Raw genomic sequence first — 24,801 nt, forward strand, 5'->3', positions numbered from 1 at the left:
AAATGAGTAGGAATTTCTATTTTATATGAATATTCTTTTTTGTCGGATAGTAATTATCGTAGAATTGTATTTGGTTGACAGTAATACTATTGATTTCCAGTAAGAAATTGGATATAATAGGTGCAGAAATAAAAAAAAGAAATTTTCATCTCTGAAAAATAACAGGAGATCAATAAGGAGGAAAATTCACATCATGAAAATCGGAAATGATATTTATTATGTAGGTGTAAATGATCATCAGGTAGATCTGTTTGAAGGACAGTATGTAGTGCCAAACGGTATGTCTTATAACTCATATGTGATCATGGATGAAAAGATCGCAGTTATGGATACCGTAGATGCTAATTTCAAGGATGAATGGCTTACAAATGTAGCAGAGGTTCTTAACGGCGCAAAACCGGATTATCTGGTTGTACAGCATATGGAACCGGATCATGCGGCTAATATTGAGAACTTCATGAAGGCATATCCGGACACAACAGTTGTTGCCAACACAAAGACTTTTACCATGATGGAGAATTTCTTCAGAAAACTGAATCTGGACGGAAAGAAACTCGTAGTAGGTAACGGCGAGAGCCTGACACTTGGAAAACATGTTCTGACATTTGTATTCGCACCGATGGTTCACTGGCCGGAAGTTATGGTTACATATGACAGCACTGATAAAGTTCTGTTTTCTGCTGATGGATTCGGCAAATTCGGAGCGCTTGACGTAGAGGAAGACTGGGACAGCGAAGCACGTCGTTACTATATCGGAATCGTTGGAAAATACGGTGCACAGGTTCAAAAGCTCCTGAAAGCTGCCGCAACTCTGGATATCCAGACAATCTGTCCGCTCCATGGACCAATCCTCACAGAGAATCTGGGACATTACATTGAGAAATATGATATCTGGTCCTCCTACAAAGTGGAGAGTGAAGGTGTTGTGATCGCCTATACATCTGTTTATGGAAACACAAAGAAAGCAGTAGAACTTCTGGCACAGAAACTGGAAGAAAAAGGATGCCCGAAAGTAACTGTATTTGACCTTGCAAGAGATGACATGGCAGAAGCAGTAGAAGATGCGTTCCGCTATGGCAAACTGGTACTTGCAACTATTACATATAACGGAGATATTTTCCCATTCATGCGTACTTATATTGAAAATCTGACAGAACGCAGCTACCAGAACCGCACCATCGGTCTCATTGAAAACGGAAGCTGGGCACCTGCAGCAGCAAGAATCATGCAGGGGATGTTCGAAAAGAGCAAAAACATCACATGGCTCGAGAACAATGTAAAGATTATGTCCTCACTCAGCGAAGCAAATGAGGCAGAGATTGAGGCTATGGCTGAGGAACTTTGCAAATAATTGATAATTGTAAACAGCAGGATCGAAAGATTCTGCTGTTTTTCAGAATAAGATAAACCTGGTTATTGAGAATGGAGTGAACAAGTAACTATATTCGTAAGAGAAAGGCAGGAACAAAACATGACAGTAGCAGAAGTTGTAAAGAAAATGGTAGAGTATTCCAAGGGAGATCTTCATGACATCAATCATTTCATGAAAGTATACGCATATGCAAAAACAATCGCAGAAGGCGAAAATCTGTTACCAGAGCAGCAGAAGCTGGTGGAGGTAACTGCGGTTGTCCATGATATTGCCTGCCCTCTCTGCAGAGTAAAATACGGAAATGCCAACGGCAAGCATCAGGAGGAAGAAAGTGCGGCACTGATAGAGGAATTTTTCGCAGATTCAGATCTGCCGAAAGAATTTGTGGATCGTGTTTCTTATATTGTAAGCCATCATCACACAATAACCGGAATCGACGGTATTGATTATCAGATTATGATAGAAGCAGATTATCTGGTAAATGCTGATGAGAGTAATTTCTCCGGAAACAATGTGAGAAATATGCTGGAAAAAGTATTCAAAACAGAGACAGGAAAATTCCTGCTTCAGTCTATGTATCAGAAAAGATTAAACGCTGAGGAATAAAACAAAATATTACATAAAAACGCCCATTGAAAAGCTGTCACAAAAAAAGTGGCAGCTTTTTGAAACTTTTCATTACATTTTCCCATCTAATAAGTGTAAAACAAAAACAACAAAACTTCATTCGAATGAAACCCATTTACAGAAACATACTCTAAGCAAGGAGGATCAGCATTTGATACAGTTGGTAAAACGCTCCATCTCAGGAGATGCAGATGCATTTCTGGAACTGATGGAAAAGAATTCTCTGGCAATGTACAAGGTGGCGAGAGGAATCCTGGATAATGACGAGGATGCAGCCGATGCCATACAGGATACCATACTTACCTGCTTTGAAAAGATACATACACTGAAAAATCCTGAATATTTTAAGACTTGGATGATTCGGATTCTGATTAATGAATGTAATAAAATTCACCGGCATTACAAAAATTTCAGCAGGGCAGAAGAACTCCCGGAAGTTCCGGGACAGGATATGTCTATTGCGGAATTTGAGTTTAAGGAAATGCTGGGAATGCTGGATGAATCTTACAGGATCATACTGATTTTGTATTATGTAGAAGGATTCCGGATCGCAGATATTGCTTCTATATTAAATGTCAACGAAAACACCGTAAAAACCAGACTCGCCAGGGCGCGGGTACAGTTAAAGCAGGAATATGCACCGGTAGAGGAGAATGACCGAAAGAAAGTACAGTACATGCCAGGAAGTAAAATGACGAATCAGCCGGGGAAAGAAAACAAAGGAAACACACATGGTATATTAGGAAAAAATCCGGTATCAGCAGGAAGCATGACGGCGAGTGTAAGAAAGGGATGAAGTAAGAATGGCAAAGAAGTTTAATTTTGATAAAAAGATGGAGAATGATGCAAACAATGTAATCGAAGAAATTCTGCAGGCAGATTTCCCACTGCCGGAACAGGCGGAAGCAGCAAAAAATGAGGCATTTGCAAAAATCAGAGAGATGGCAGCTGCTTCAGAAAGACAGGAAAGCACAAAGGATACATATAGCGAAGAAAATAGAAAAGTCGAAAGTCTGGAAATTAACAAATATAGTCAGGATGACAGAGAGTTTGCTGATAATAGCAATTCAACGCGATCTCATAGAAAATTTAAAACAATATATAAGACAGTACTTGGCATGACAGCAGCGGCAGCAGTATTTTCAGCAGTGTGTATTACAAATCCTGCATTTGCAGAAAATATTCCACTGGTTGGCAATGTATTTGAGCGCATTGGCAATTCCCTCGGCTTCTCCGGAGATTTCAGCAAATATGCGACACCTTTAGAGGATGAAAACAGCAGCACGGAAGTTGGCAGCACACAGAATGAAAAAGAACAGAACACATCTTCAGACAACAGGAACACTAACGCTACAGAATCCGAGAACGTAGAAGCTGAGAATACGGATAGTAAATGGAGCCAGACCTACAATGGTACAACACTTACTGTCTCAGAAGTATATTGTAATGATACTGCATTGTACATATCCCTTATCATTAGTATGGAAGAAAAAATTCCGAATACTCTTCTGACAGAAGACGGAACGCCATGGATCAATCTGAACAATGGCAGTATATGGATGAAATGTGATTTTAATGATGGCGATATGCTGGTGAATGCTCCGCTGGATGGACAATTGATTGATGATCACACATTTGCAGGAGTGCTGCGTATAGACAACACTGAATTCACTTATGATTTTGCAGGGGAGCAAAGATTTAATGAAGCCTGGGAAAAATTCTGGAAAGAAAAAGGAATTGATGATGTGTATAATGCTACAAATGAGGAGATGGCAGCAGCAATTGGAATAGAGGATGCAGAGAACGTAACTATTGAGGACGCAGTCGCGGCAGGAGCACCTGACGAAAAAGATTATCTGAAAGAAATCAAAGTTCCGGATCAGTTTACCATGGAATTAAGTTTTCCTCAGATAGTAGGTATGTTACCTGAAGAAGAAACTACAACACCGGAGATTCCACAGGAGTTGAGAGATGAACGTGACCAGGCAGTGGCAGATGCAGGTTTAAACGAAGACGACTATGAGAATTTCACAGAAGAACAGCAGGAAACATTAAGATTGATCGACCAGGAAATGTATAATAAGTATACAAAACTTTATCCGGATGTAAATAAACACCCAAATAAATATGAAAACTGGTGGGTGGACGGAGACTGGGACTTCACAATTCCTGTAGAAAAAAATGATGCACAGACAGTAATAAAAGAGATTCAGGCTGTAGACAGCGAAGGAAACGGAGTCATATCTCTGACTAAGACACCGTTTGAGATTACCATGAATGAAAGTGGTGACACCGCGGATTATTTCCCGGTTATTCTGGATGCAGATGGAAAACCTATGAGTTTTGGAAAGTTCACAGGAACTGCCAACACAGTTGCCATTTCAGACAGAGATATTTCCACAGTATACGTATACCTCTGCGATTATATCGAATACATGGACGAACTGAAAGGCTACTACTGGTCCGACGATTACGAAGAAAAGGCAAAGACTAAGACCTTTAAGCAGCTCTTGGACGAGCGTGCAGTTGCCAGTGCGGAAGTACATTTTGATGAAAATAAATAACAAAGTCCAATAACTGAAACAGCATTCCCATAAACAAAAATGTGAGAATGCTGTTTTTATAACTTTGATAAAAAATAGTCAATTTAAAATAAAAAAAACAGTGGCATCTTGGCAAAGTAAATGTTACAATGTAGGCGTCTCAAAAAAAGAGTGCAGAAGGGAGCCAAATCGAAAATGGATTACGCAAAAGAATCTTTAAAAATGCATTATGATTTAAAAGGTAAAATTGAGGTTGTATCAAGAGCCAAAGTAGATTCCAAAGATGCCTTAAGCCTTGCTTACACACCTGGTGTTGCTCAGCCTTGTCTTGAAATTCAGAAAGATGTAAACAAGAGCTATGAGTTAACAAGACGCTGGAACACAGTTGCTGTTGTCACAGACGGAACTGCAGTACTGGGACTTGGAGATATCGGTCCGGAAGCAGGTATGCCTGTTATGGAAGGTAAATGTGTGCTCTTTAAAGAATTCGGTGGTGTAGATGCCATTCCGCTTTGCGTTCGCAGCAAAGATGTTGATGAGATCGTTAAGACTGTAAGCCTCCTGGCCGGATCTTTCGGTGGAATCAACCTTGAGGATATTTCCGCACCAAGATGCTTTGAGATCGAAAAGAAACTGAAAGAATGTTGCGATATTCCGATTTTCCATGACGATCAGCATGGAACAGCTGTTATCACACTTGCAGGTGTCATCAATGCACTGAAAATTGTAGGAAAGAAACTTGATGAAGTTAAGATCGTTACTTCAGGAGCAGGTGCAGCAGGTATCGCTATCATCAAACTGTTAATGTCCATGGGACTTAAGAATGTTATCATGACAGACAGAAAAGGTGCGATCTACGAAGGCAGAGAAGGATTAAACCCAATCAAAGAAGAAATGGCTAAGATTACAAACTTCAACAAAGAGAAAGGTACTCTTGCAGAAGTAATCAAAGGCGCAGATGTCTTCATCGGTGTATCCGCACCTGGGACACTGACACAGGATATGGTCCGCACAATGGCAAAAGATCCGATCATCTTTGCATGTGCAAACCCGGTACCTGAGATCTTCCCTGATGAAGCAAAAGCAGCAGGAGCAGCAGTTGTTTCTACAGGACGTTCTGATTACCCGAATCAGGTAAATAATGTACTTTGCTTCCCTGGACTTTTCCGTGGTGTACTGGATGCAAGAGCATCAGATGTCAACGACGAGATGAAAGTGGCAGCAGCATACGCGATCGCAGGTCTGGTAAGTGACGAAGAATTAAATCCGGAATATATTCTTCCGGCAGCATTCGATCCACGTGTAAAAGATGCAGTAGCTAAATCAGTAGCAGAAGCTGCAAGAAAATCTGGCGTAGCAAGAATCTAAGATATAGGTCATAGATTAGGCAATGCGGATGCCTGAGAATAGTATGAACAGGATAAAGTCCTCTGTTTCCATGCGGAATGTGCATGGCAGCAGAGGATTTTTTTATCTGACCTCTGAAAAAATGAAGAAACTGGTCATTGAAATAAAAATCAACAAAGTGTATCATACCTTCATAAATTGATACAGCAATACGAGAGGGGAAATTATTATGAACACACAGAACAGCACAATTACAAAACTGGCTGAGACAGCGTTAATGGCTGCGTTATGCTACGTATCTTTCACATTTTTGCAGATTAAGATTCCGGTACCCGGCGGAGATGCAACCTCCATTCATATTGGAAATGCATTCTGCGTACTGGCAGCACTGCTTATCGGCGGTGTATATGGCGGTTTGTCCGGTGCCATCGGAATGGGAATCGCAGACCTGATGGACCCGGTTTATATTACTGGTGCGCCGAAAACATTTGTCCTGAAGTTCTGTATCGGCCTTATCACAGGACTGGTAGCACACAAAATCGCAAAGATCAATGAAAGTACAGATAAGAAATATGTATTCAAATGGAGCCTGATTGCTTCTGTTGCAGGACTTGGATTCAATGTAATTGCAGATCCGATCGTAGGATATTTCTACAAACAGTATATCTTGGGACAGCCGCAGAAACTTGCCGAAGCACTGGCGAAAATGAGTGCTGCAGCTACACTATTCAATGCAGTTGTTTCAGTAATCCTGGTAGCAGTAATTTACAATGCAGTACGTCCTGTATTAATCAAGAGTCACCTGCTTACAGTCACAAATAAGAAAAAAGAACAGACAGCATAAACTTGTGTTCCGTGTATTATAAAACACGATTTAAAGAAATAACAGACAGCAATAAAAAAACAGCATTTCAGATATTGATAGGATATCGGAAATGCTGTTTTTATGATAAAATATGCTGTAACGATTTAACAATCCGTGTGATTGTAAAGATACAGAATAATTTAAGGAGAAAAAAAGTCAAAATGATTCAAAATCCAATACTTCCAGGTTTTAACCCTGATCCGTGTATTTGCAGAAAAGGGGATGACTATTATCTTGCAGTTTCTACTTTTGAATGGTTTCCGGGAATTCCGGTTTATCATTCCAGAGATTTAAAGAACTGGGAATTATATACCCATGTACTGACAGATGATGAAAAAGTAGATCTGAAGAAACTTCCGAGCGCAAAAGGAATCTGGGCGCCATGTCTTACTTACTGCGAGGAAGAAGATATGTTCTATGTGGTTTATGGAGTGATGAATTCCATGAACGCCAGATATTTCGATGTAGATAACTTTATGATCTGTGCAAAAGATATCAGAGGTCCATGGAGTGAGCCTGTATATCTTCATTCCTCAGGTTTTGACGCTTCCATGTTCCATGATACAAACGGAAAGAAATACATTGTTTCCCTGGAGTGGGAGACGAGAGAAGGATACGAAAAACCAGGCGCGATCTGCATGGTAGAATATGATCCTGCCAAAAAAGAAATTGTAGGATATCCGAAACGAATCTGGAGAGGCGGCACAGACAGAGGTTGCATCGAAGCTCCTCATCTGACTAAACGAGGAGAATATTATTACATTATGTGCGCAGAAGGCGGCACAGGATACAATCACTGTGTTACAATGGGACGCTCCGGAAATGTCTGGGGACCATATGAAAAAGATCCGAAGAATCCGATTGTGACCAGTGTACCGGGAGAGTCTTATGAGAGACAGGATCCCGATCATCTGAAACCGAAATATTACAATCCGGACTCCATTTTGCAGAAATCCGGACATGGAAGCTATGTAGAACTTCCTACCGGTGAGGTATACCTGGTTCATCTCTGCTCCAGACCGTTCGTGCCGGAACTCCGCTGCACACTCGGAAGAGAAACAGCAATCCAGAAGATGATGTGGACAGAGGATAACTGGCTTCGTATGGCTGACGGAAGCAATCTGGCAAAAATGGAGGTGCCGGAAAGTTCCCTTCCAGAGTACCCAGTAGAGAAAACTCCTGATTTCGATGACTTTGACGGAGAAGAACTTGGCAATTTCTACTATGCGCCAAGAATCATGCCGGAGAGATTTGCGGATGTAAAAGCACGCAAGGGATATGTAAGACTCCGTGGACAGGAATCCAGAACCTCCCTGAATAAAGTAAGTATCCTTGCCAGAAAACTTACCAGTGTTTATGCAAGAATCACTACAAAGATGGAATTCGTGCCGGAAGTTCATCAGCACAGTGCAGGCTTGATCCTGTATTACGACAATATGAACTATATCAATCTGCGAAAATATTACAGCGAAACACTGGGACAGAGTGCGTTGTCTATCATCCATTTGGAAAATGGTGAAAAAACAGAATTCCTCAACACGAGAATTCCGGTAGAAGATAAGCCGATCTATCTGAGACTCTATATCGAAGGACGTAAATCCTGGTTTGAATGGAGCTATGATGGTGAAAACTATCAGAAGATCGGAAGAATCTTTGATACTACGAGATTTTCTGATGAATACTGTAAATATGGTGAATTTACAGGAACAATGGTAGGTATCACCTGTGCAGATCGTGTGCTTCACAAGAAATGCGCAGATTTTGATTTCTTCGAATACAAAGCAGATGAAATAATTTTGAAGGAAATATGGACAGAAAATGGTTACGATTAAAGATATGGAAGAGATTCCTGGAATAAGTACAACGACAGGTTTTTATAGAGAAAAAAGGAAAACATAAGGACAAAAGATGCGTGTTCAGGAGAAAGGTGTGCGAAAAAAAGTACCCATTCCAATGAATATGCATTTTTTTGACCTCAAAGTAGCACTTTTTTGGACATTGTGTAATAAGACAGAAAAAAGAAATTGTGCATATTTAACAAATGACGAAAAAGAAAGATAAAAAAATTCAAACTTATGCGAAAAAGGTCTTGCTATTTCAGAAACAAAGTGGTATTATACAAATATCAAAAAACCTTATGCGCAAAAGGTAAAAGAAACAGTTAAAAAAATGACGAGGTGACGAAAATGAAGAAAAAAGTATTTGCAACACTTTTAGCAGTATCTATGATCGCATCAATGGTTCCGGCAGCAGTATCCGTACAGGCAGCAGACGGTGACAGTATTCGTCTTGTAAACGGTAAGATCGAAGTTGACGCTCAGTTAAAGAAATTAGCTGAAATGTATGAGAAAGAAACAGGAACTAAAGTAGAAATCGAATCCATGGGCGGCGGAATCGATATCCAGGGTACTCTGAAAGGATACTATCAGTCAGATAACATGCCTGATATCTTCGTAAACGGTAGTGGAGCAGACTTTGCTAACTGGACAGATATGTTAGTAGATATGAGCGATCAGGAATGGGCTTCTGATACAGATGCAGCTTATGTTGATGAGAGCCAGGGTACAATCGGTTTCCCATATACAACAGAAGCAATCGGTCTTGCATATAACAAAGACATCCTTGACAAAGCAGGAATTGATCCTTCCACATTAACAAGTCCAGATGCAATCAAAGAAGCATTTGAGACAATCGATTCCAAGAAAGATGAACTTGGACTTACAGCAGTTGTAGGTTATGCAGCAGAGCCAGTTAACCTTTACTGGTCAACCGGTAACCATTTATTTGGTACATATCTGGATGAAGGTCTTGACAGAGAAGACACTACTTACATTGATATGCTCAATGATGGCGGTAAACTTGACGAAGACCGTTTCACAGATTTCGCTAACTTTGTAGGTCTTCTGAACCAGTATTCAGATCCTGCGCTCCTTGTTTCCGGTACATACGATCAGCAGATCCTGAACTTCTCATCCGGTAAATATGCATTTGTTACACAGGGATCCTGGATCGGTGCAACAATGGTTGGTGATGACGCTGACGCTTACAAAGAAGCTGGTAATTTCGAAGTTGGTATGATCCCATACGCATTCGAAGACGGACAGGATACAATCCTTACAAGCTCCCCATCCTGGTGGTCTGTATACAAAGATGGTAATGTAGAAGCAGCAGAAGCATTCCTTCAGTGGCTGACAACAGACGAAGCTCAGGAAGTCCTCGTAAAAGAAGCTGGATTCGTAAGCCCATTCAAATCCTGCACAATCGTAGGCGAGGATCCGTTTGCTCAGACAATTACTGATTATCAGAAAGCAGGAAAGACATCCGCATGGCACTGGTCAATTCCAGGTTTCAAAGAAGGTATCGCACAGAACTATACAGGTCAGGTATTTGCTGACTATGCATCTGGAAGCCTTGATGAAGCTGGATTTGTAAAGACAATGCAGCAGGTTCTTGAGAGTGCATACGCAAACTAATCAGAATGAATAACTGATATCTGTTGGGCGGCGATTATGTTGCCGCCCATTTTTATTGCGCTGCATACCTGAGTAAAGGTCCGGGCAGACCTCCATTCAGGTACGCAAAAACGGTTAAGACGCATTGATTTTTGTGTTACTTAGAACGAAATTGACAGTAGCATTTTTGCTTTGAATAAGAAATAGGAAGGGTGAAGGCAAAATGAATACAAACAGTGCTAGTAAAAAAGTAATCTCCATGGTATGCCTGATTGCCGGTATTATTTTGCTGGCTGTAGCATTGATTCAGGATATTTCCGGAAGTGGAGCAGGCTGGAGAGGTCCGGCACTGATCATTGGTGCAATCGGCATTTTACTGGGAATGTATTTATTCCCGACATTAAAACATCACAGAAGCATCGTTAACTTTATATTTGTATTTCCATTGTTATTTACATTTGTAGTAACAGTCATTATTCCATTATGCCTTGGTGTGTTTTATTCCTTTACAGACTGGAATGGAATCAAGATGACAGGATTTGTAGGATTTGCAAACTACAAGACAATGTTCAATGAACCAAGTTTCCTCTGGTCACTGATCATCACAATTCTGTTTGTAGTTCTGAACATGGTTCTGGTAAATGTAGTAGCGTTTATGCTCGCATTACTCTGTACTTCTAAGATTAAGGGACTCTCATTCTTCAGAGCTTCCTACTTCCTGCCAAACCTGATCGGCGGTATCGTACTTGGTTATGTATGGCAGTTCGTATTTAACAATGTACTGATCAAGATGACAAATAATATTTCACTTCTGTCAAAGACAAACACAGCTATGATGGCTATCATCGTTGTTTATATCTGGCAGTATGCAGGTTATATCATGCTGATCTATGTAACTGGTCTGACACAGGTACCTAAAGATGTACTGGAAGCATCACAGATCGATGGCGCAAATGCAGTTACAACATTATTTAAGATTAAGATTCCGATGATCGCAGCTACAATTACAATTTGTACATTCCTTACCTTAACATCAGCATTCAAACAGTTCGATGTTAACATGGCTTTAACAAATGGTACAGGTTCTGTTGCAAGTTTCTTCGGAAACTATCTGACAAACGGTACTCAGATGCTGGCTCTGAATATTTATAATACAGCGATCTCCAAGAACAATTATGCACTTGGTCAGGCGAAAGCTATTCTGTTCTTCATTATCCTGGCTGCTGTATCTATTATTCAGGTTAGAATTTCCAATAAGAAGGAGGTTGAAATGTAATGGTTACGAAGAAAACGCCAAAGGTAGTGCTTACAGCTGTTGCGATTGTTATCGCAGCGTACATATTATCTCCTTTCTATCTGGTACTTATTAATACATTTAAGAATGCAAACGGTATTGTTGCAAACCCTGTAAGCTTTGTGGGTGCAAGCTTTGCACAGTTTAAGACAAATATTTCAAACGTTGTCAACAACTCTAACTTCAGTTTCTGGAGTGCATTCGGAACATCTGCGATCATTACAGTTGTTTCCCTTGTATTACTTGCTTTATTTGGCGGTATGGCTGCATGGGTTATCTGCCGTAACAAGACAAAATGGTCAACAGCTATTTACATGACATTTATCGCATCCATGACAATTCCTTTCCAGGTAGTTATGCTTCCTCTGGTTTCTACATTTCGTGATGTAGGTAAATTCCTTGGAATCAGCATGTTGCAGTCTATCCCTGGTATCGTATTTGCATACTGTGGATTCGGTGGTGCTATGACAGTATTTATCTTAACTGGTTTTATTAAAGGTATTCCGTATGAACTGGAAGAAGCAGCAGCGATTGACGGATGTTCTCCTGAGGGAACTTTCTTCCGTATTATCCTTCCGCTTCTGAAACCGGTTATTGTTACTGTTACTATTCTGAATGGTATGTGGATCTGGAACGATTACCTTCTTCCTTCTCTGATGTTAGGACAGAATGGTAAGGTTAAGACTCTTCCGGTTGCTGTACAGGCGTTTGTTGGTTCTTATGTTAAGCAGTGGGATCTGATCCTTACTGCAGCACTCCTGGCAATGATTCCGATGATCATCGTATTCCTGCTTGCTCAGAAGCAGATTATGAATGGTATGGTTGAGGGTGCTATTAAATAGGCTTGCAAATACTTTTTTGAAAAGGCTGTCGTTTTCTTCATTTATTGAGGACGGCAGCTTTTTTATGTTACAGGAAATTACTCCGTAATGCTCCTATAACATAAAAAAGCCCTCCGGGCAGGATCGCACTGCGACGGAGAGGAATTATGTCGCTGAAGCGACAAGAAAAATAAATTTACTGATATGGGCTTGAAATGTTGGGGGTTTTATAGTAATGTAGGTGATACAACGCTTAAGGCGAAGGCTGTCTCTGGACAGTCTATTTTTGTGAAGAAGGATGAGGAAAAGTTTTATGGAGAGGACGAAGGAGAAGTCATCGTTTTGTAAGAAGTTTATCGGTGACAGGAAGTTTTATATGATGGTTCTGGCTGTGGCTGTTCCGATCATGATCCAGAATGGAATCACGAATTTCGTGAGTCTGTTAGATAATATTATGATCGGGCGGATCGGTACGGAGCAGATGTCAGGGGCTTCCATTGTGAATCAGCTGATTTTTGTCTATAATCTGTGTATTTTCGGAGGGGTATCCGGAGCGGGTATTTTCACGGCACAGTACTTTGGACAGAAGGATAATGAGGGTGTGAGACAGACATTCAGATATAAGTTCTGGATGGCTGTGATTCTGACGATTGGGACGATTTTGCTGTTTCTGACTGTTGGAGAGAATCTGATCAGTATGTATCTCCAGGGAGAGGGTACTGCGCAGCAGATTGCGGATACGCTTAAGTATGGAAAGCAGTATCTGGATATTATGCTGTTTGGGTTGCCGCCGTTTATGATGGTGCAGATTTATTCCAGTACTCTGAGAGAGTGCGGAGAGACTGTTCTGCCAATGAAAGCAGGGGTTGTGGCAATCTGTGTAAATCTGCTGTTTAATTATCTGTTGATCTATGGTGTATTTTTCTTCCCGAGACTGGGTGTGAGAGGTGCGGCAATTGCAACTGTGCTGTCACGTTATGTGGAGGCTGCAATTGTAATAGGCTGGACACACAGGCATACAGAGAAGAATGCATTTGTAAATGGACTATACAGTACGCTTAAGGTTCCTGCAAATTTGACAAAGAAGATTCTGGTCAAAGGAACTCCGCTGTTGTTTAATGAGACTTTATGGGCTTCAGCTATGGCTATGCTGACTCAGTGTTATTCTGTGAGGGGCCTGAATGTGGTTGCTTCTTTGAATATTTCGAATACGATCAATAATGTGTTTAATATTGTGTTTATTGCACTGGGAGAATCTGTTGCGATTATTGTAGGACAGCTTCTGGGTGCCGGTGATATGAAGAAGGCCAGAGATACAGATAACAAGATGATTGCCTTTTCGGTGATGTGCTGTACCTGTGTTGCGATTGTGATGTTTGTTATGGCACCGCTGTTTCCGATGCTTTACAATACGAATGATGAGGCGAGGGAGCTCGCGAAGTATCTGATTATGATCACTGCGTTTTTTATGCCGCAGAATGCGTTTTTGCATGCAACCTATTTTACCCTGCGTTCCGGTGGAAAGACGATTATTACGTTCCTGTTTGACAGTGTGTTTATCTGGTGCGTCAGTGTGCCGATCGCGTTTGTGCTGAGTCGTTATACAGGGATTCATGTACTTGTGATTTATGCATGTGTGCAGCTGGCAGATCTGATTAAGTGCGTGATTGGATTTGTGCTGGTTAAGAAGGGTGTGTGGCTGCAGAATATTGTTTCATCATGATAAAAAAATTCAATAACATTTGGCTTGACTAACCGATATACTATAGTGTATTATCAGAAAAAATATTTATATTCTCTTTGCACTGCATTACATTCAACAGAATGCGAGATCAACAGTACAAACTGAGCAGGCGATGCCCGAGATGCTCGAGGGCGTGGGGCCGGGCCGCGCGAAGCGGCAGCAGATATGAAAATTTTCAGACATATCTGTGGGACAGTGTATGTTCCGCAGGTGTGTCTTTTTGTTTTCTGAAAAGTATGTTTTGGAAAGATTTTCTTTTAGAGGGATTTTTTTAGGAGGATTTTCTGAGACAGGTGCAGTTCCGAAATACAAAAAGACCCCTGTAAGACCGCACTTTGATAAGTCACAGAAAGAAAATATGTTTTCTGACTGTGGCGCAATGTATGTGACATAAGAAGAACCTGTAAACTCAAATATAGGAAAGTACAAAAGCTTATATATTTGAAAAGAAAATTTAGGAGGTCCTAGTTATGGAACAGACAAAAAAATTAAACATGACAGCAATGCCAGACAAGACAAACAGTAATACGATAGCTAAGAAGGAAGAGCCTGCATGGGAACATAAGGTGGCAATGAAGGTATCAGGTGTGAGTATTGCAGTAAACCTGTTACTTTCCTTATTTAAATTACTTGCCGGAATTCTGGCACATTCAGGTGCCATGATCTCAGATGCGATTCATTCAGCATCTGATGTGGGAAGTACTTTCGTAGTAATAGTCGGTGTGAATTTATCCAGCAAAAAATCCGATAAGGAGCATCAGTATGGACATGAGCGGATGGAATGTGTATCTTCCATTATTTTGTCCGGACTGCTTCTGGCAACCGGTATCGGAATCGGCATGAGTGGAATTGAGAACATTATTAAGAGTACTTCAGGAGCAAGCATTGCAATTCCTGGAACATTGGCACTGATTGCGGCAGTTGTTTCTATTGTAGTGAAGGAGTGGATGTTCTGGTATACCAGAAGTGCTGCGAAGAAAATAAATTCCGGTGCACTGATGGCAGATGCATGGCACCATCGTTCAGATGCAATGTCTTCTGTTGGTGCATTTATCGGTATCCTGGGTGCGAGACTTGGCTTCCCGATCCTGGATCCAATTGCCAGTGTGGCAATCTGTGTACTGATCGTGAAAGCATCTGTAGATATTTTCAGAGATGCCATTGATAAGATGGTTGACCACTCCTGCGATGAGGCAACAGAAGAGAGCATGAGAGAAGTGATCATGGGAGTGAAAGGAGTGAAGGGAATCGACCTTCTTCAGACACGATTATTTGGTTCTAAGATGTATGTGGATATTGAAATCTCAGCAGATGGTGAGATTCCACTGAATGAGGCACATGACGTTGCAGAGAATGTTCATCATACTATAGAGAAAAATTTTAAAGACGTAAAACACTGCATGGTTCATGTGAATCCGGTGAATGAGTAAATAAAAAGCGAGACTGTCCGAAGTATAATCTGGGCAGTCTTTTTTTATTGAGTGATCATCTATGTGTTAAAGTTAAGCGAAACTTTTATATTCTGTTCCTAGTACTGCATCCGGTTATAGTTTAGAAACTAACCGGATACAGTACTAGAGTGTGTCTGAAAAATCATTCCCGCAATCTGCACGCCCCACTTTGCGGGATATTTCACCCGAATTCAGTTGCCGTAGGTTAGGACAGAATGGTAAGGTTAAGACTCTTCCGGTTGCTGTACAGGCGTTTGTTGGTTCTTATGTTAAGCAGTGGGATCTGATCCTTACTGCAGCACTCCTGGCAATGATTCCAATGATCATCGTATTCCTGCTTGCTCAGAAGCAGATTATGAATGGTATGGTTGAGGGTGCTATTAAATAGGCTTGCAAATACTTTTTTGAAAAGCTGTCGTTTTCCTAATTATTGGGGAACGGCAGTTTTTTGAGTTACAGGAAATTACTCCGTAATGTCCCGATAATTTATAGAAATTCCATAAAATAATGTGATTAAGACAGTTGAAAGGTGGATATCTTCTGCATATAGTGCTGGATATAATCTGACACTTATGATAAAATTATAATAAAAATACTCCAGACAACAGGAAATTTTAATATATGAAAGTAAAGAATAAAGACAGAATAAAAAGACAGAATAAAAAGACAGAATAAAAAGACAATTCGGTCTGAAATGGTGAATATGCTTGTGTGGACCAGTATTATGACAATGCTTCTGGTTGGTGGAGGATTATCCGTTATCATATTCCAGTGGTCTTCAATTGCATTGCGCGAAGATATGGATTTCTATATGGAAAGTGTGGAAAAGCAGTTTACAAATCATCTGCTGTTCTGGGAAAAATCAGTGATATATCTGAGTGAAAATGAAAATATGAATTATTTTTTCCGTACCGGTTCGACAGAGGGAATTGAGAAAGTAATGAAACAGGGAATCAACCTTTTTTCCAATCAGAATATGGTGTCGGATACATTTCCGATTGTAAGTGACTATTATGTATTTTCTAAAAATATGGAGTATAAAGGGATTCATTTTTATCCGGAGACACAATCGGCAGATAATATAAAGAATACACGTATAATTGATGGAATTAAAAGATACAGAGACCAGGACAAAATGTTCTATTACAGAAAAAACGGTCAGGAAATAGAGTGCTATTTTTCTGTTTATGATGATGACATGGAACGTATGGGATATTGTGTTGCAATATTTGATATGGAAAATATCAACAAGATCTTTTCCAAACTGGAAAAATATCAGACATATTACTGGTCAATACAGACGAATGATGGGACTGAAATAGGGGGAACAGGATTAAATGGAATTTTAAAAGATGAGCTGATTAATCTGGACGGAGAAATAAAAAAAGATCATAAAAAATACCTGTATAAAAAAAATCAGGACAGTTTTGGTTTATCTACTTACATAATAATACCAAAAAGTAAATTATATCTGGATATTAGACCGGGATTTCAGCTGGCCTGGGCAATTGCTGTATCTATGTTTATTGCAGTAGTAGTTTCAGCATTGTATTATTCAAGGAGGGTTACTTATCCGTTACAGAGAATTGTAAAAAAAATTGAACAGGTTGGAACGGGAGACTTTGAAACAAAGCTGGAGAATTACAATATTTTAGAGTTTCAGCAGATCAGCGACTCTTTTAATGAAATGACAGTGAGAATTGAAACTCTGATCAAAGAAGTATACGAAACACAATTACTTGTGAAAGAAGCGCGGCTTCAGTATCTGCAAGCTCAGATAAATCCACATTTTATGTTTAATGTACTGACAATGATTGCTATTAAGGTAAAAAAACACCGCGATGAAGAATTATATCAGACGGTAACATCTTTTGCAGGATTAATGAGAGGAAAATTATTCAGAAGAAATGAGGTTGAGATAAAGTTAAAAGAAGAAATGGAAATAGCCGGATTTTACTTATACCTTCAGAGTGAAAGATTTAAGGATATCATCACCTATAATATTGAATGGGAGTCTGATGAGATAAAGGAATGTTATGTCCCCAGACTCTGTATAGAACCGATAGTAGAGAATGCGGTCATCCATGGACTGGAGCCAAAGGGAACAGAAGGCAGAATCAGGGTAGCAATCAGAGAAGCTTCTGAAGATTCTATAAATATTGTTGTAGAAGACGATGGCGTAGGATTTAATGTGAATGAAATGGATGACAGGAAAGATAATAAGAATCCTCGAGTAGGTGTCATGAACATTCAGAGACTGATACGTAATCTTTATGGTGATAAATATGGCGTATTATTCCAGAGCGAGATTGGAAAAGGAACAATAGTTACGGTCTGTCTTCCTATGAGAAAGGATAGAACAGTTTAACCGAATCAGGTATCCCCTGTTTCAATTGAGGATATATGCTTGAATAGGAATTTAGCGGGAAGGGAATTAATATGTGGAAGGTTATAGTAGCAGATGATGAACCATTTATAAGAGAAGCATTAAAAGAAATGATTCCGTGGGATGAACTGGGATATCATCTTGCAGAAGCATTAAAAAATGGGAAAGAAGTAGTAAATGCTGTAGAAAAATACAAACCGGATATCGTAATACTGGATATACAAATGCCACTTATGACAGGGATGGAGGCTGCGCAGTGGATACATGAGAATTATCCGGATATAGTAGTTGTGCTGCTTACGGCATATGAAGATTTTAAATATGCTCAACAGGCGATTGTATTTCAGGTGAAAAGATATGTGATAAAGAGTAATTTGTTTGAAGATCTTCCTAAAGCATTGGAAGAAATTTCTGAAGAATTGAAGAAAGATAATCGTTCAGAGAAGAACAGAACAGAAGTATACGCAGGACAGAAAAACAAACTGAATGATAATAAATTGAATAAAATTGTCTGTAATATTATAAGTTGTATGCAGAGTGGGGATGAGAATGTATGCATGGAAGAAATGCAGAAATTACGTTCGGCTATCAGAGATTACTCAGACTCTTATATACGAAGTGCCGCTATTCTGTTTATTTCCGAGTGTCACAGATTGTATATTGAATATGGAGATGATGAAGTAACCGGATTCGATATGGAACAGGAAGATGCTATCAATCTGATTCTTGAAACAAAACGGATTATTGAGATTGAAGATTGTCTGGAAAGTATGATGCTATCATTTGTCAGAAAGAAAAATAAAAAAATTCAGACTGCGGATGAACTGATTGATTCCATTAACAAATTTATAGAGAAAAATTATACGAAGAAAATAAGCCTGGATCTTATTGCGGATGCGGTACATGCAAACAGATGTTACATCAGCAGAATATATAAGGAACGGACAGGCGAGAAACTGTTCGAAACGATTAATCGGAAAAAAATTGAAATTGCCAGGAAATATATTGAAGACGGAAAGATGAGAGTTTATGAAATAGCAGACAGTATAGGATGGGAAGATACGGCATATTTTTCACGTGTTTTTAAAAAATATACAGGATATTCCCCGAAGGAGTATGAGAAACTTTACCGGAGGTAAATCGTTATGAAAAAATGTCTGATACTTCTTCTGATGTTGCTGATGTGTTTATCAGGATGTGGAACATTGTCACAGTCAGATGAAATCAGTATTGTTCTTTTACATGGCTGGGGAACAATGGAAGAAGATAATCAGGCCATGAGGGAAATATATAGTGAATTCGAAAAAGATAATCCGGACATTTCTCTGAAACTGATATCCATGCCTTCGCCGGAAAATGTAACATCAAAAGTAAAAGAAATGATTTCTGTAGGAAAATTGCCAAATCTCATTTATATCGGCGAAACAGGAAACGATACATTATATTCTTTTATGGTTACTCAGGGATATGTGATTGATATTATGCCTTATATAGAAAAGGATAAAGAATTTCAGAGTATGATTGCTCCGGAAACTCTGATGAAATGGAAAACTGCAGATGGAAAACTCTATACGGTTACAGATGTTCTGAATACAGGTGGTTACTGGTATAATAAACAGATATTTGAAAATGCAAAGATACAGAAAACGCCGGAAAACTGGAAAGAATTTCTGGAATGTTGTAAGAAGATAAAACAATGGGCAGAGCAGGAGAAACTGGATACGGTTTCCATGCATCTGGATTATAACACAATTGAATGTATGATGCAGTCATATATTGGAGATACTGATTCTGATGAGAAAAGTATCTCGGAGGCGTTGAAATTATTAAATGAAATTAAAGATTATGCTGATGTGGAAAAAAATTATACATACAGGGATAGATTAAGAAGTTTTAATGTAGGGCATTCGGCAATTTATGCCGGTGGTATAGCCAGTGAACAGAAGATAAATCCTAAATTAAAAATGGAATATGCAATGTTTCCGGACAAAAATAATAAAGATGTGGCGATGGTATCTGCGTATCCCGGATATTTCATTGGAAGTTCCAGTGATACAAAACAAAAAGAAGCTTGTATACGTTTTCTGAAATATATGCTCAGTGAAAAGGTGCAGACGAAAATATGGAAAAAAACTGGTCAGATACCTTCGAATCCGAACGTAAATATAGCTGATCTTTCGGGACAAAACGATATTATATATGAAGCATATGCTAAATTGAAGAAAGCGGATATTATCAGGGAACTTCCTGGAAATGACTGGGATTTTGAACAAAGAGAAGATTTTGAAGCCAATATTTTCAGATATCTGTCAGGAGATATTTCAGAAGATGAGATTGTGGACTCATTAAAAAGTAAATAAATCAAAAGAAAAAAGTAAATATTGTGCAAGAAAAAAAGTGGTGGAAGATGGATTCTTGAGATAGATGCATCTTTCGCCTTTTTTATAAGAAAAAGGAAATAATGTACAGATTAATGGCAATGAAGTGAATGGAGATTTGTCTGAAATTCGATTATGATAAATCTACCAAATAAAGGAGGGTGACAAAATGAAGTTGAAAAAAGCGGGAGCATTGGGGCTGAGCTGTGTGATAGCACTTGGGAGCATGGCCGGATGTGGATCATCTAAAGAGAAAGAAAAAACAGACGGAAAAGAAGAAATTTCGGGAGAGATACGATATGCATTCTGGGATACAGCTCAGCAACCATACTTTGAAAAATGCATAGAGAAGTTTAATGAGCAGTATCCGGATGTGAAAGTTACGTTGGAACCGAGTTCATGGGATGAATACTGGACAAAACTTGAGGCAGGAGCAACTGGCGGAAGTATTGCAGATGTATTTTGGATGAACGGTCCAAATATCATGAAATATGCGGACGGAGATGTTCTGATGGATATCAGTGACCGTATTAAAGAAGATAATGTTGATACAGGAAAGTATCCGGAGGCATTGGTTGAACTTTATAATGTTGATGGAAAACAGTATGCAATTCCGAAAGATTTTGACACAATCGGTGTATGGTACAATAAGAAGATTTTTGATGAAGCAGGAGTTCCATATCCAACAGATGACTGGACATGGGATGATATGGCAGACATTGCAAAACAGTTAACCAGGAGTGATGGAAGTGTATACGGAATTTCTGCCGGATATGATACACAGATAGGTATTTATAACACCATTTTTGCCAATGGAGGAACTATTGTATCTGAGGATAAGAAAACGTCCGGTTATGATACAGAAGCAACTCAGGCAGGTGTACAGTGTTGGGTAGATATGATGAAAGATGGAGTAAGCCCATCAGAGGCATCTATAGAAGAGACTCAGGGAAATGTACAGTTCTTATCCGGAAGACTTGGAATGTACTGGTGCGGATCATGGTTTCTGAGTCAGGTTCTTGATTCAGATATTAAAGACGATATTGATGTTGCCCCTGTTCCATCTATTAATGGAAAACAGGCCACAGTAATTCATGGTCTTGGAAATTGTATTTATAAAGATACGAAAAATCCGGAAGCAGCATGGAAATGGGTTGAGTTTTTATCAGGTGAAGAGGCAAATAAACTTTCTGCTGAAATGGGAGCTGCAATTCCAGCCTATGAAGGAACTGCTGATATTTGGGTAGATAAGAATAAAGCCTATAATCTTTCTACATTTGTTACAGCATCAAAGGAATATTCCTATCCATATCCTGTATCCAAAAATACAGCAGAGTGGGAACAATATCAGGCAGAAGAACTTAAGAAAGCATATAATTTTCAGGTAGATGTAAAAGATGCCTGTGATACTCTTGCAGAAAAGATGAACGAAGTTTTAGCCAGTGAATAAGGAGTGGATAAAATGGAAAGGCATTTGCGTTGTCAGCAAGTGCCTTTCTTAATAAAATGCGAAAGGGGAAGTGGTATATGAAGGCAATCAGTAAACGGAAAAAAATGGACTATATATCCGGCTATACCATGATTTTACCATTGGTTTTAGGCCTTGGAGTGTTCTATTTTTACCCTATTTTTAAAGTGTTTTATGACAGTTTTCATGAGGTTGGTGCTTTTAATAAAACTAAATGGGTCGGATTGGAAAATTACATACAAATGTTTCACGATTCAACAATGTGGCATGCACTATTTAATACCATGAGATATGTTCTTGTGATTGTGCCATCAGTAATTATTTTGTCTTTACTTCTGGCCGTATTTTTAAATATGAAGATTAAAGGCAAATCTTTTTTCAGAGTAGTGTATTTCATACCTGCGATTACAATGAGTGCTGCAGTTGCTATGATTTGGAGATGGATGTTTAATAGTGATTATGGTATTATCAATTACATTTTAAATATATTTGGAATGGGTTCGGTTCAGTTCTTAAGTAATCCCCAATTAGCCTGGATTGCAATCTGCATTGTAAGTGTATGGAGCAGTGTTGGTTATAATATGATTATTCTGCTGGCTGGAATTCAGGGAATATCCAGAAGTTATTATGAAGCTGCATCAATGGATGGTGCCAGTGGAATCAGACAGTTCTTTAGTATTACATTACCATTAATAACACCTACATTGTTTTTTGTGTTAGTAACCACATTGATCTCAACTTTCCAGACATTTGATACCATTTATATGATGATACAGAAAACAGGTCTTGCAATGGAAGCGTCACAAAGTATGGTAGTTTATTTTTATAAGAATGCATTTGAGTTCTCAAAGAAGGGATATGCATCAGCACTTGCAGTATTTCTGTTTTTAATCATTATGCTCATTACTGCATTACAGATGAAACTTCAGAAAAAATGGGTTAATTACGAATAGGAGGAACTCTTATGAAGTCGAAAAAAGTAAACTGGGGTCATGTAATTGTATTTATAATTCTGATTCTTTGTATGATAGTAACGCTACTGCCATTTGTATGGATGATCCTTACATCATTAAAGACACAGGCAGAGTCAATTTGTATTCCGTTAAAGATATTTCCGGAAAAACCGTTATTCTCAAATTATGCGGCAGTGTTTACAAAGATTCCATTTGCAAAAATGTATTTAAATACAGCTGTTACGGCCACTGTCATCGTAGTAGTACAGTTAATCCTCTGCTCTATGGCAGCATATGCATTTGGAAGAATCAAATTTCCGGGAAGAAATATTATTTTTGGAACATTGCTTGCTGTACTGATGGTTCCATCATCTTTTTTTATCCTGCCACAGTATCTGATGATACAGAAAATGGGATTGTTAAACACAATACCGGCGTTATTTATACCGGGATTGTTCAGTGCTTTTGGAACATTTCTGATGAGACAGTTTTTTATGGCACTTCCGAACGAACTGGAAGATGCGGCGAGAATTGACGGTTGCAATCATTTTATGATTTTTTCAAGAATTATGTTTCCTCTTGTAAAGCCAGGTTTGGTAGCTCTTGCTATTCTTACTTTAAGAAGTGCCTGGAATGATTTGATGTGGCCGATGATTGTTAACACATCACCGGAAAAAATGACCCTTTCAGCCGGATTATCCTATCTTCAGGGACAGTATGCAACAGATTATCCGGTTATGATGGCAGGTGCGGTTCTTGCAGTCCTTCCATTACTTATATTATTTGCTCTTTTCCAGAAGCAGTTTATTGAAGGAATCGCTTTACAGGGAATAAAAGGATAAGACATAAAAACATTTGATATTTGGAGGAAAAATATTATGGGAAATAAAGTCAGAATAGGAATGATTGGTCTTGGAGCCAGAGGGAAAGGACTTCTGGAAACTGCATATTTAGAGCATCCGGATGCAGAGTTTGTTGTAGTATGCGATAAATATGAAGACCGATGTCAGGAAGCTGCGAAAGTGATTGAAAAGAGTGGAAGAAACACTCCTAAAATGGTGACAGATTATAAAGAAGTACTGCAGATGCCGGATGTAGATGCAGTTATCATCTGTGCATCCTGGGATATGCATGTAGAGATGTGTATTGAAGCAATGAAAGCAGGAAAATATGTGGGATGTGAAGTAGGTGGAGCATATTCATTGCGTGAATGCTGGAAATTAATTGAAACATATGAAGAAACAAAAGTGCCTGTTATGTTTCTGGAAAACTGTCTGTATGGCAGAGACGAAATGATGGTATTAAACATGGCAGAACAGGGAGTGCTTGGCGAAATTGTTCATTGTGAAGGGGGTTATCGTCATGACCTGAGAGAAGAAGTTGCATTTGGAAAGGAAAACAGACATTATCGCCTTTCCAATTACATTCATCGCAATACAGAAAATTATCCGACACATGAATTAGGTCCTATTGCAAAAATACTTCATATTAACAGAGGCAACAGACTCCTTTCTTTAACTTCTGTTTCCTCAAAGGCAGCCGGTTTAAAGGAATATATCAAAGAGAAGAAGGCAGATGATGAGGTATTATCAAATACAACATTTAATCAGGGAGATATTGTTAATACAATTATTAAATGCAGTAATGGGGAAACAATTTTATTGACTCTGGATACCACATTGCCAAGATATTATTCCAGAGGATTTACAGTTCAGGGAACAAAAGGAATGTATACGGAAGATAACCGTTCTATTTTCCTTGATGGAGAGAAATCAGCAGAAGATCATTTTGAGTGGAAAAAACATTGGGGAAATGTCGAGGAATACAGAGATAAATATGAACATCCTGTATGGAAAAAATATCTGGATGCCGGAGTAAAAAAAGGACATGATGGAATGGATTTTCTTGTATTTTCAGATTTTATCAAATGTGTTCAGGAAAATTCAGAAGCTGTAATAGATGTTTATGATATGGCAACATGGATGAGTATATCTGTACTTGCAGAAGAATCTATTTCTATGGGAGGACAGCCAATTGCTATACCTGATTTTACCAGTGGGAAATGGATGAATCGAAAATAGTATAAAATAAAGGAAGAGA

Annotated in this window: 22 protein-coding genes, 1 pseudogene and 1 riboswitch; of the genes and pseudogenes, 22 read left to right on the forward strand and 1 reads right to left on the reverse strand. The window is 39.0% G+C overall.

The window, feature by feature from the left end; all coding sequences use genetic code 11:
- The first annotated feature begins 193 nt into the window (after positions 1–193).
- The 13 genes from WKT11_RS07965 to WKT11_RS08025 all read left to right on the forward strand — a co-directional run bounded on the left by WKT11_RS07965 (position 194) and on the right by WKT11_RS08025 (position 15,495).
- A complete protein-coding gene (locus WKT11_RS07965) occupies positions 194–1,351 on the forward strand; it encodes an FprA family A-type flavoprotein (RefSeq protein ID WP_117844543.1) in 1,158 nt (385 codons plus the stop codon).
- A gap of 120 nt (positions 1,352–1,471) precedes the next feature.
- Positions 1,472–1,978 carry an HD domain-containing protein gene (locus WKT11_RS07970; RefSeq protein ID WP_117844541.1) on the forward strand — a complete coding sequence of 169 codons (507 nt, stop codon included), beginning with the start codon at positions 1,472–1,474 and terminating at the stop codon, positions 1,976–1,978.
- A 172-nt stretch (positions 1,979–2,150) separates the two neighbouring features.
- On the forward strand, positions 2,151–2,795 hold the full coding sequence (locus WKT11_RS07975; protein ID WP_243009471.1) for an RNA polymerase sigma factor: 645 nt from the start codon (positions 2,151–2,153) through the stop codon (positions 2,793–2,795).
- A 7-nt stretch (positions 2,796–2,802) separates the two neighbouring features.
- Positions 2,803–4,563, forward strand: a complete 1,761-nt coding sequence (locus WKT11_RS07980; protein WP_243009472.1) for a DUF4179 domain-containing protein — start codon at positions 2,803–2,805, stop codon at positions 4,561–4,563.
- Between the two features lie 174 nt (positions 4,564–4,737).
- Entirely contained in the window at positions 4,738–5,910 is a 1,173-nt protein-coding gene (locus tag WKT11_RS07985) for an NAD(P)-dependent malic enzyme (RefSeq protein WP_117844539.1), read from the forward strand.
- Positions 5,911–6,118: 208 nt separating this feature from the next.
- Positions 6,119–6,733, forward strand: a complete 615-nt coding sequence (locus WKT11_RS07990; protein ID WP_117844538.1) for an ECF transporter S component — start codon at positions 6,119–6,121, stop codon at positions 6,731–6,733.
- Between the two features lie 182 nt (positions 6,734–6,915).
- On the forward strand, positions 6,916–8,586 hold the full coding sequence (locus WKT11_RS07995; RefSeq protein WP_117675902.1) for a glycoside hydrolase family 43 protein: 1,671 nt from the start codon (positions 6,916–6,918) through the stop codon (positions 8,584–8,586).
- Positions 8,587–8,979: 393 nt separating this feature from the next.
- Positions 8,980–10,227: an ABC transporter substrate-binding protein gene (locus tag WKT11_RS08000; protein WP_445291934.1), complete on the forward strand. Its 1,248-nt coding sequence runs from the start codon at positions 8,980–8,982 to the stop codon at positions 10,225–10,227.
- 202 nt (positions 10,228–10,429) lie between these two features.
- A complete protein-coding gene (locus WKT11_RS08005; protein WP_117675754.1) occupies positions 10,430–11,482 on the forward strand; it encodes a carbohydrate ABC transporter permease in 1,053 nt (350 codons plus the stop codon).
- A complete protein-coding gene (locus tag WKT11_RS08010; RefSeq protein WP_117844536.1) occupies positions 11,482–12,342 on the forward strand; it encodes a carbohydrate ABC transporter permease in 861 nt (286 codons plus the stop codon). Before WKT11_RS08005 ends, WKT11_RS08010 begins: the two co-directional genes overlap by 1 nt.
- 183 nt (positions 12,343–12,525) lie before the next feature.
- A complete protein-coding gene (locus tag WKT11_RS08015) occupies positions 12,526–12,669 on the forward strand; it encodes a hypothetical protein (RefSeq protein WP_340283679.1) in 144 nt (47 codons plus the stop codon).
- Positions 12,635–14,044: an MATE family efflux transporter gene (locus WKT11_RS08020; RefSeq protein ID WP_243009880.1), complete on the forward strand. Its 1,410-nt coding sequence runs from the start codon at positions 12,635–12,637 to the stop codon at positions 14,042–14,044. The genes WKT11_RS08015 and WKT11_RS08020 overlap by 35 nt, the downstream gene beginning before the upstream one ends.
- A gap of 112 nt (positions 14,045–14,156) precedes the next feature.
- Positions 14,157–14,263: riboswitch (NiCo riboswitch) on the forward strand.
- Between the two features lie 305 nt (positions 14,264–14,568).
- Entirely contained in the window at positions 14,569–15,495 is a 927-nt protein-coding gene (locus WKT11_RS08025) for a cation diffusion facilitator family transporter (protein WP_340283800.1), read from the forward strand.
- Between the two features lie 128 nt (positions 15,496–15,623).
- Here the strand turns inward: WKT11_RS08025 and WKT11_RS19985 are convergent, their stop codons facing one another.
- Complete coding sequence (locus WKT11_RS19985) at positions 15,624–15,677, reverse strand: DUF6783 domain-containing protein (protein WP_420314501.1); 54 nt, start codon at positions 15,675–15,677, stop codon at positions 15,624–15,626.
- Between WKT11_RS19985 and WKT11_RS08030 the strand changes: the two genes are divergently transcribed.
- The 9 genes and pseudogenes from WKT11_RS08030 (at position 15,672) to WKT11_RS08070 (ending at position 24,782) form a co-directional block, all read left to right on the forward strand.
- Positions 15,672–15,725: a DUF6783 domain-containing protein gene (locus WKT11_RS08030; RefSeq protein ID WP_420314502.1), complete on the forward strand. Its 54-nt coding sequence runs from the start codon at positions 15,672–15,674 to the stop codon at positions 15,723–15,725. The genes WKT11_RS19985 and WKT11_RS08030 overlap by 6 nt on opposite strands.
- Positions 15,722–15,904, forward strand: a pseudogene (locus tag WKT11_RS08035) (carbohydrate ABC transporter permease); the annotation flags it as partial. The gene WKT11_RS08030 and the pseudogene WKT11_RS08035, both read left to right, overlap by 4 nt.
- 306 nt (positions 15,905–16,210) lie before the next feature.
- On the forward strand, positions 16,211–17,884 hold the full coding sequence (locus WKT11_RS08040) for a sensor histidine kinase (protein WP_340283682.1): 1,674 nt from the start codon (positions 16,211–16,213) through the stop codon (positions 17,882–17,884).
- Positions 17,885–17,955: 71 nt separating this feature from the next.
- Positions 17,956–19,041, forward strand: coding sequence for a response regulator (locus WKT11_RS08045; protein WP_118516618.1), 1,086 nt, complete (start codon positions 17,956–17,958; stop codon positions 19,039–19,041).
- 6 nt (positions 19,042–19,047) lie between these two features.
- Positions 19,048–20,262: an extracellular solute-binding protein gene (locus WKT11_RS08050; protein WP_118516617.1), complete on the forward strand. Its 1,215-nt coding sequence runs from the start codon at positions 19,048–19,050 to the stop codon at positions 20,260–20,262.
- Between the two features lie 187 nt (positions 20,263–20,449).
- The gene (locus WKT11_RS08055) at positions 20,450–21,730 is read left to right on the forward strand and encodes an ABC transporter substrate-binding protein (protein ID WP_118629095.1); all 1,281 of its coding nucleotides are present in this window, start codon (positions 20,450–20,452) and stop codon (positions 21,728–21,730) included.
- A 77-nt stretch (positions 21,731–21,807) separates the two neighbouring features.
- On the forward strand, positions 21,808–22,701 hold the full coding sequence (locus WKT11_RS08060; protein ID WP_081678907.1) for a carbohydrate ABC transporter permease: 894 nt from the start codon (positions 21,808–21,810) through the stop codon (positions 22,699–22,701).
- Positions 22,702–22,712: 11 nt separating this feature from the next.
- Positions 22,713–23,543 (forward strand): carbohydrate ABC transporter permease, encoded by an 831-nt coding sequence (locus WKT11_RS08065; protein WP_026649902.1) that lies wholly within the window; start codon positions 22,713–22,715, stop codon positions 23,541–23,543.
- Positions 23,544–23,579: 36 nt separating this feature from the next.
- A complete protein-coding gene (locus WKT11_RS08070) occupies positions 23,580–24,782 on the forward strand; it encodes a Gfo/Idh/MocA family protein (RefSeq protein ID WP_026649903.1) in 1,203 nt (400 codons plus the stop codon).
- The last annotated feature ends 19 nt before the right edge of the window (positions 24,783–24,801 follow it).

Origin of the sequence: Blautia sp. HCN-1074 (assembly GCF_037890165.1) — a bacterium.
Classification (GTDB): Bacteria; Bacillota; Clostridia; order Lachnospirales; family Lachnospiraceae; genus Blautia_A.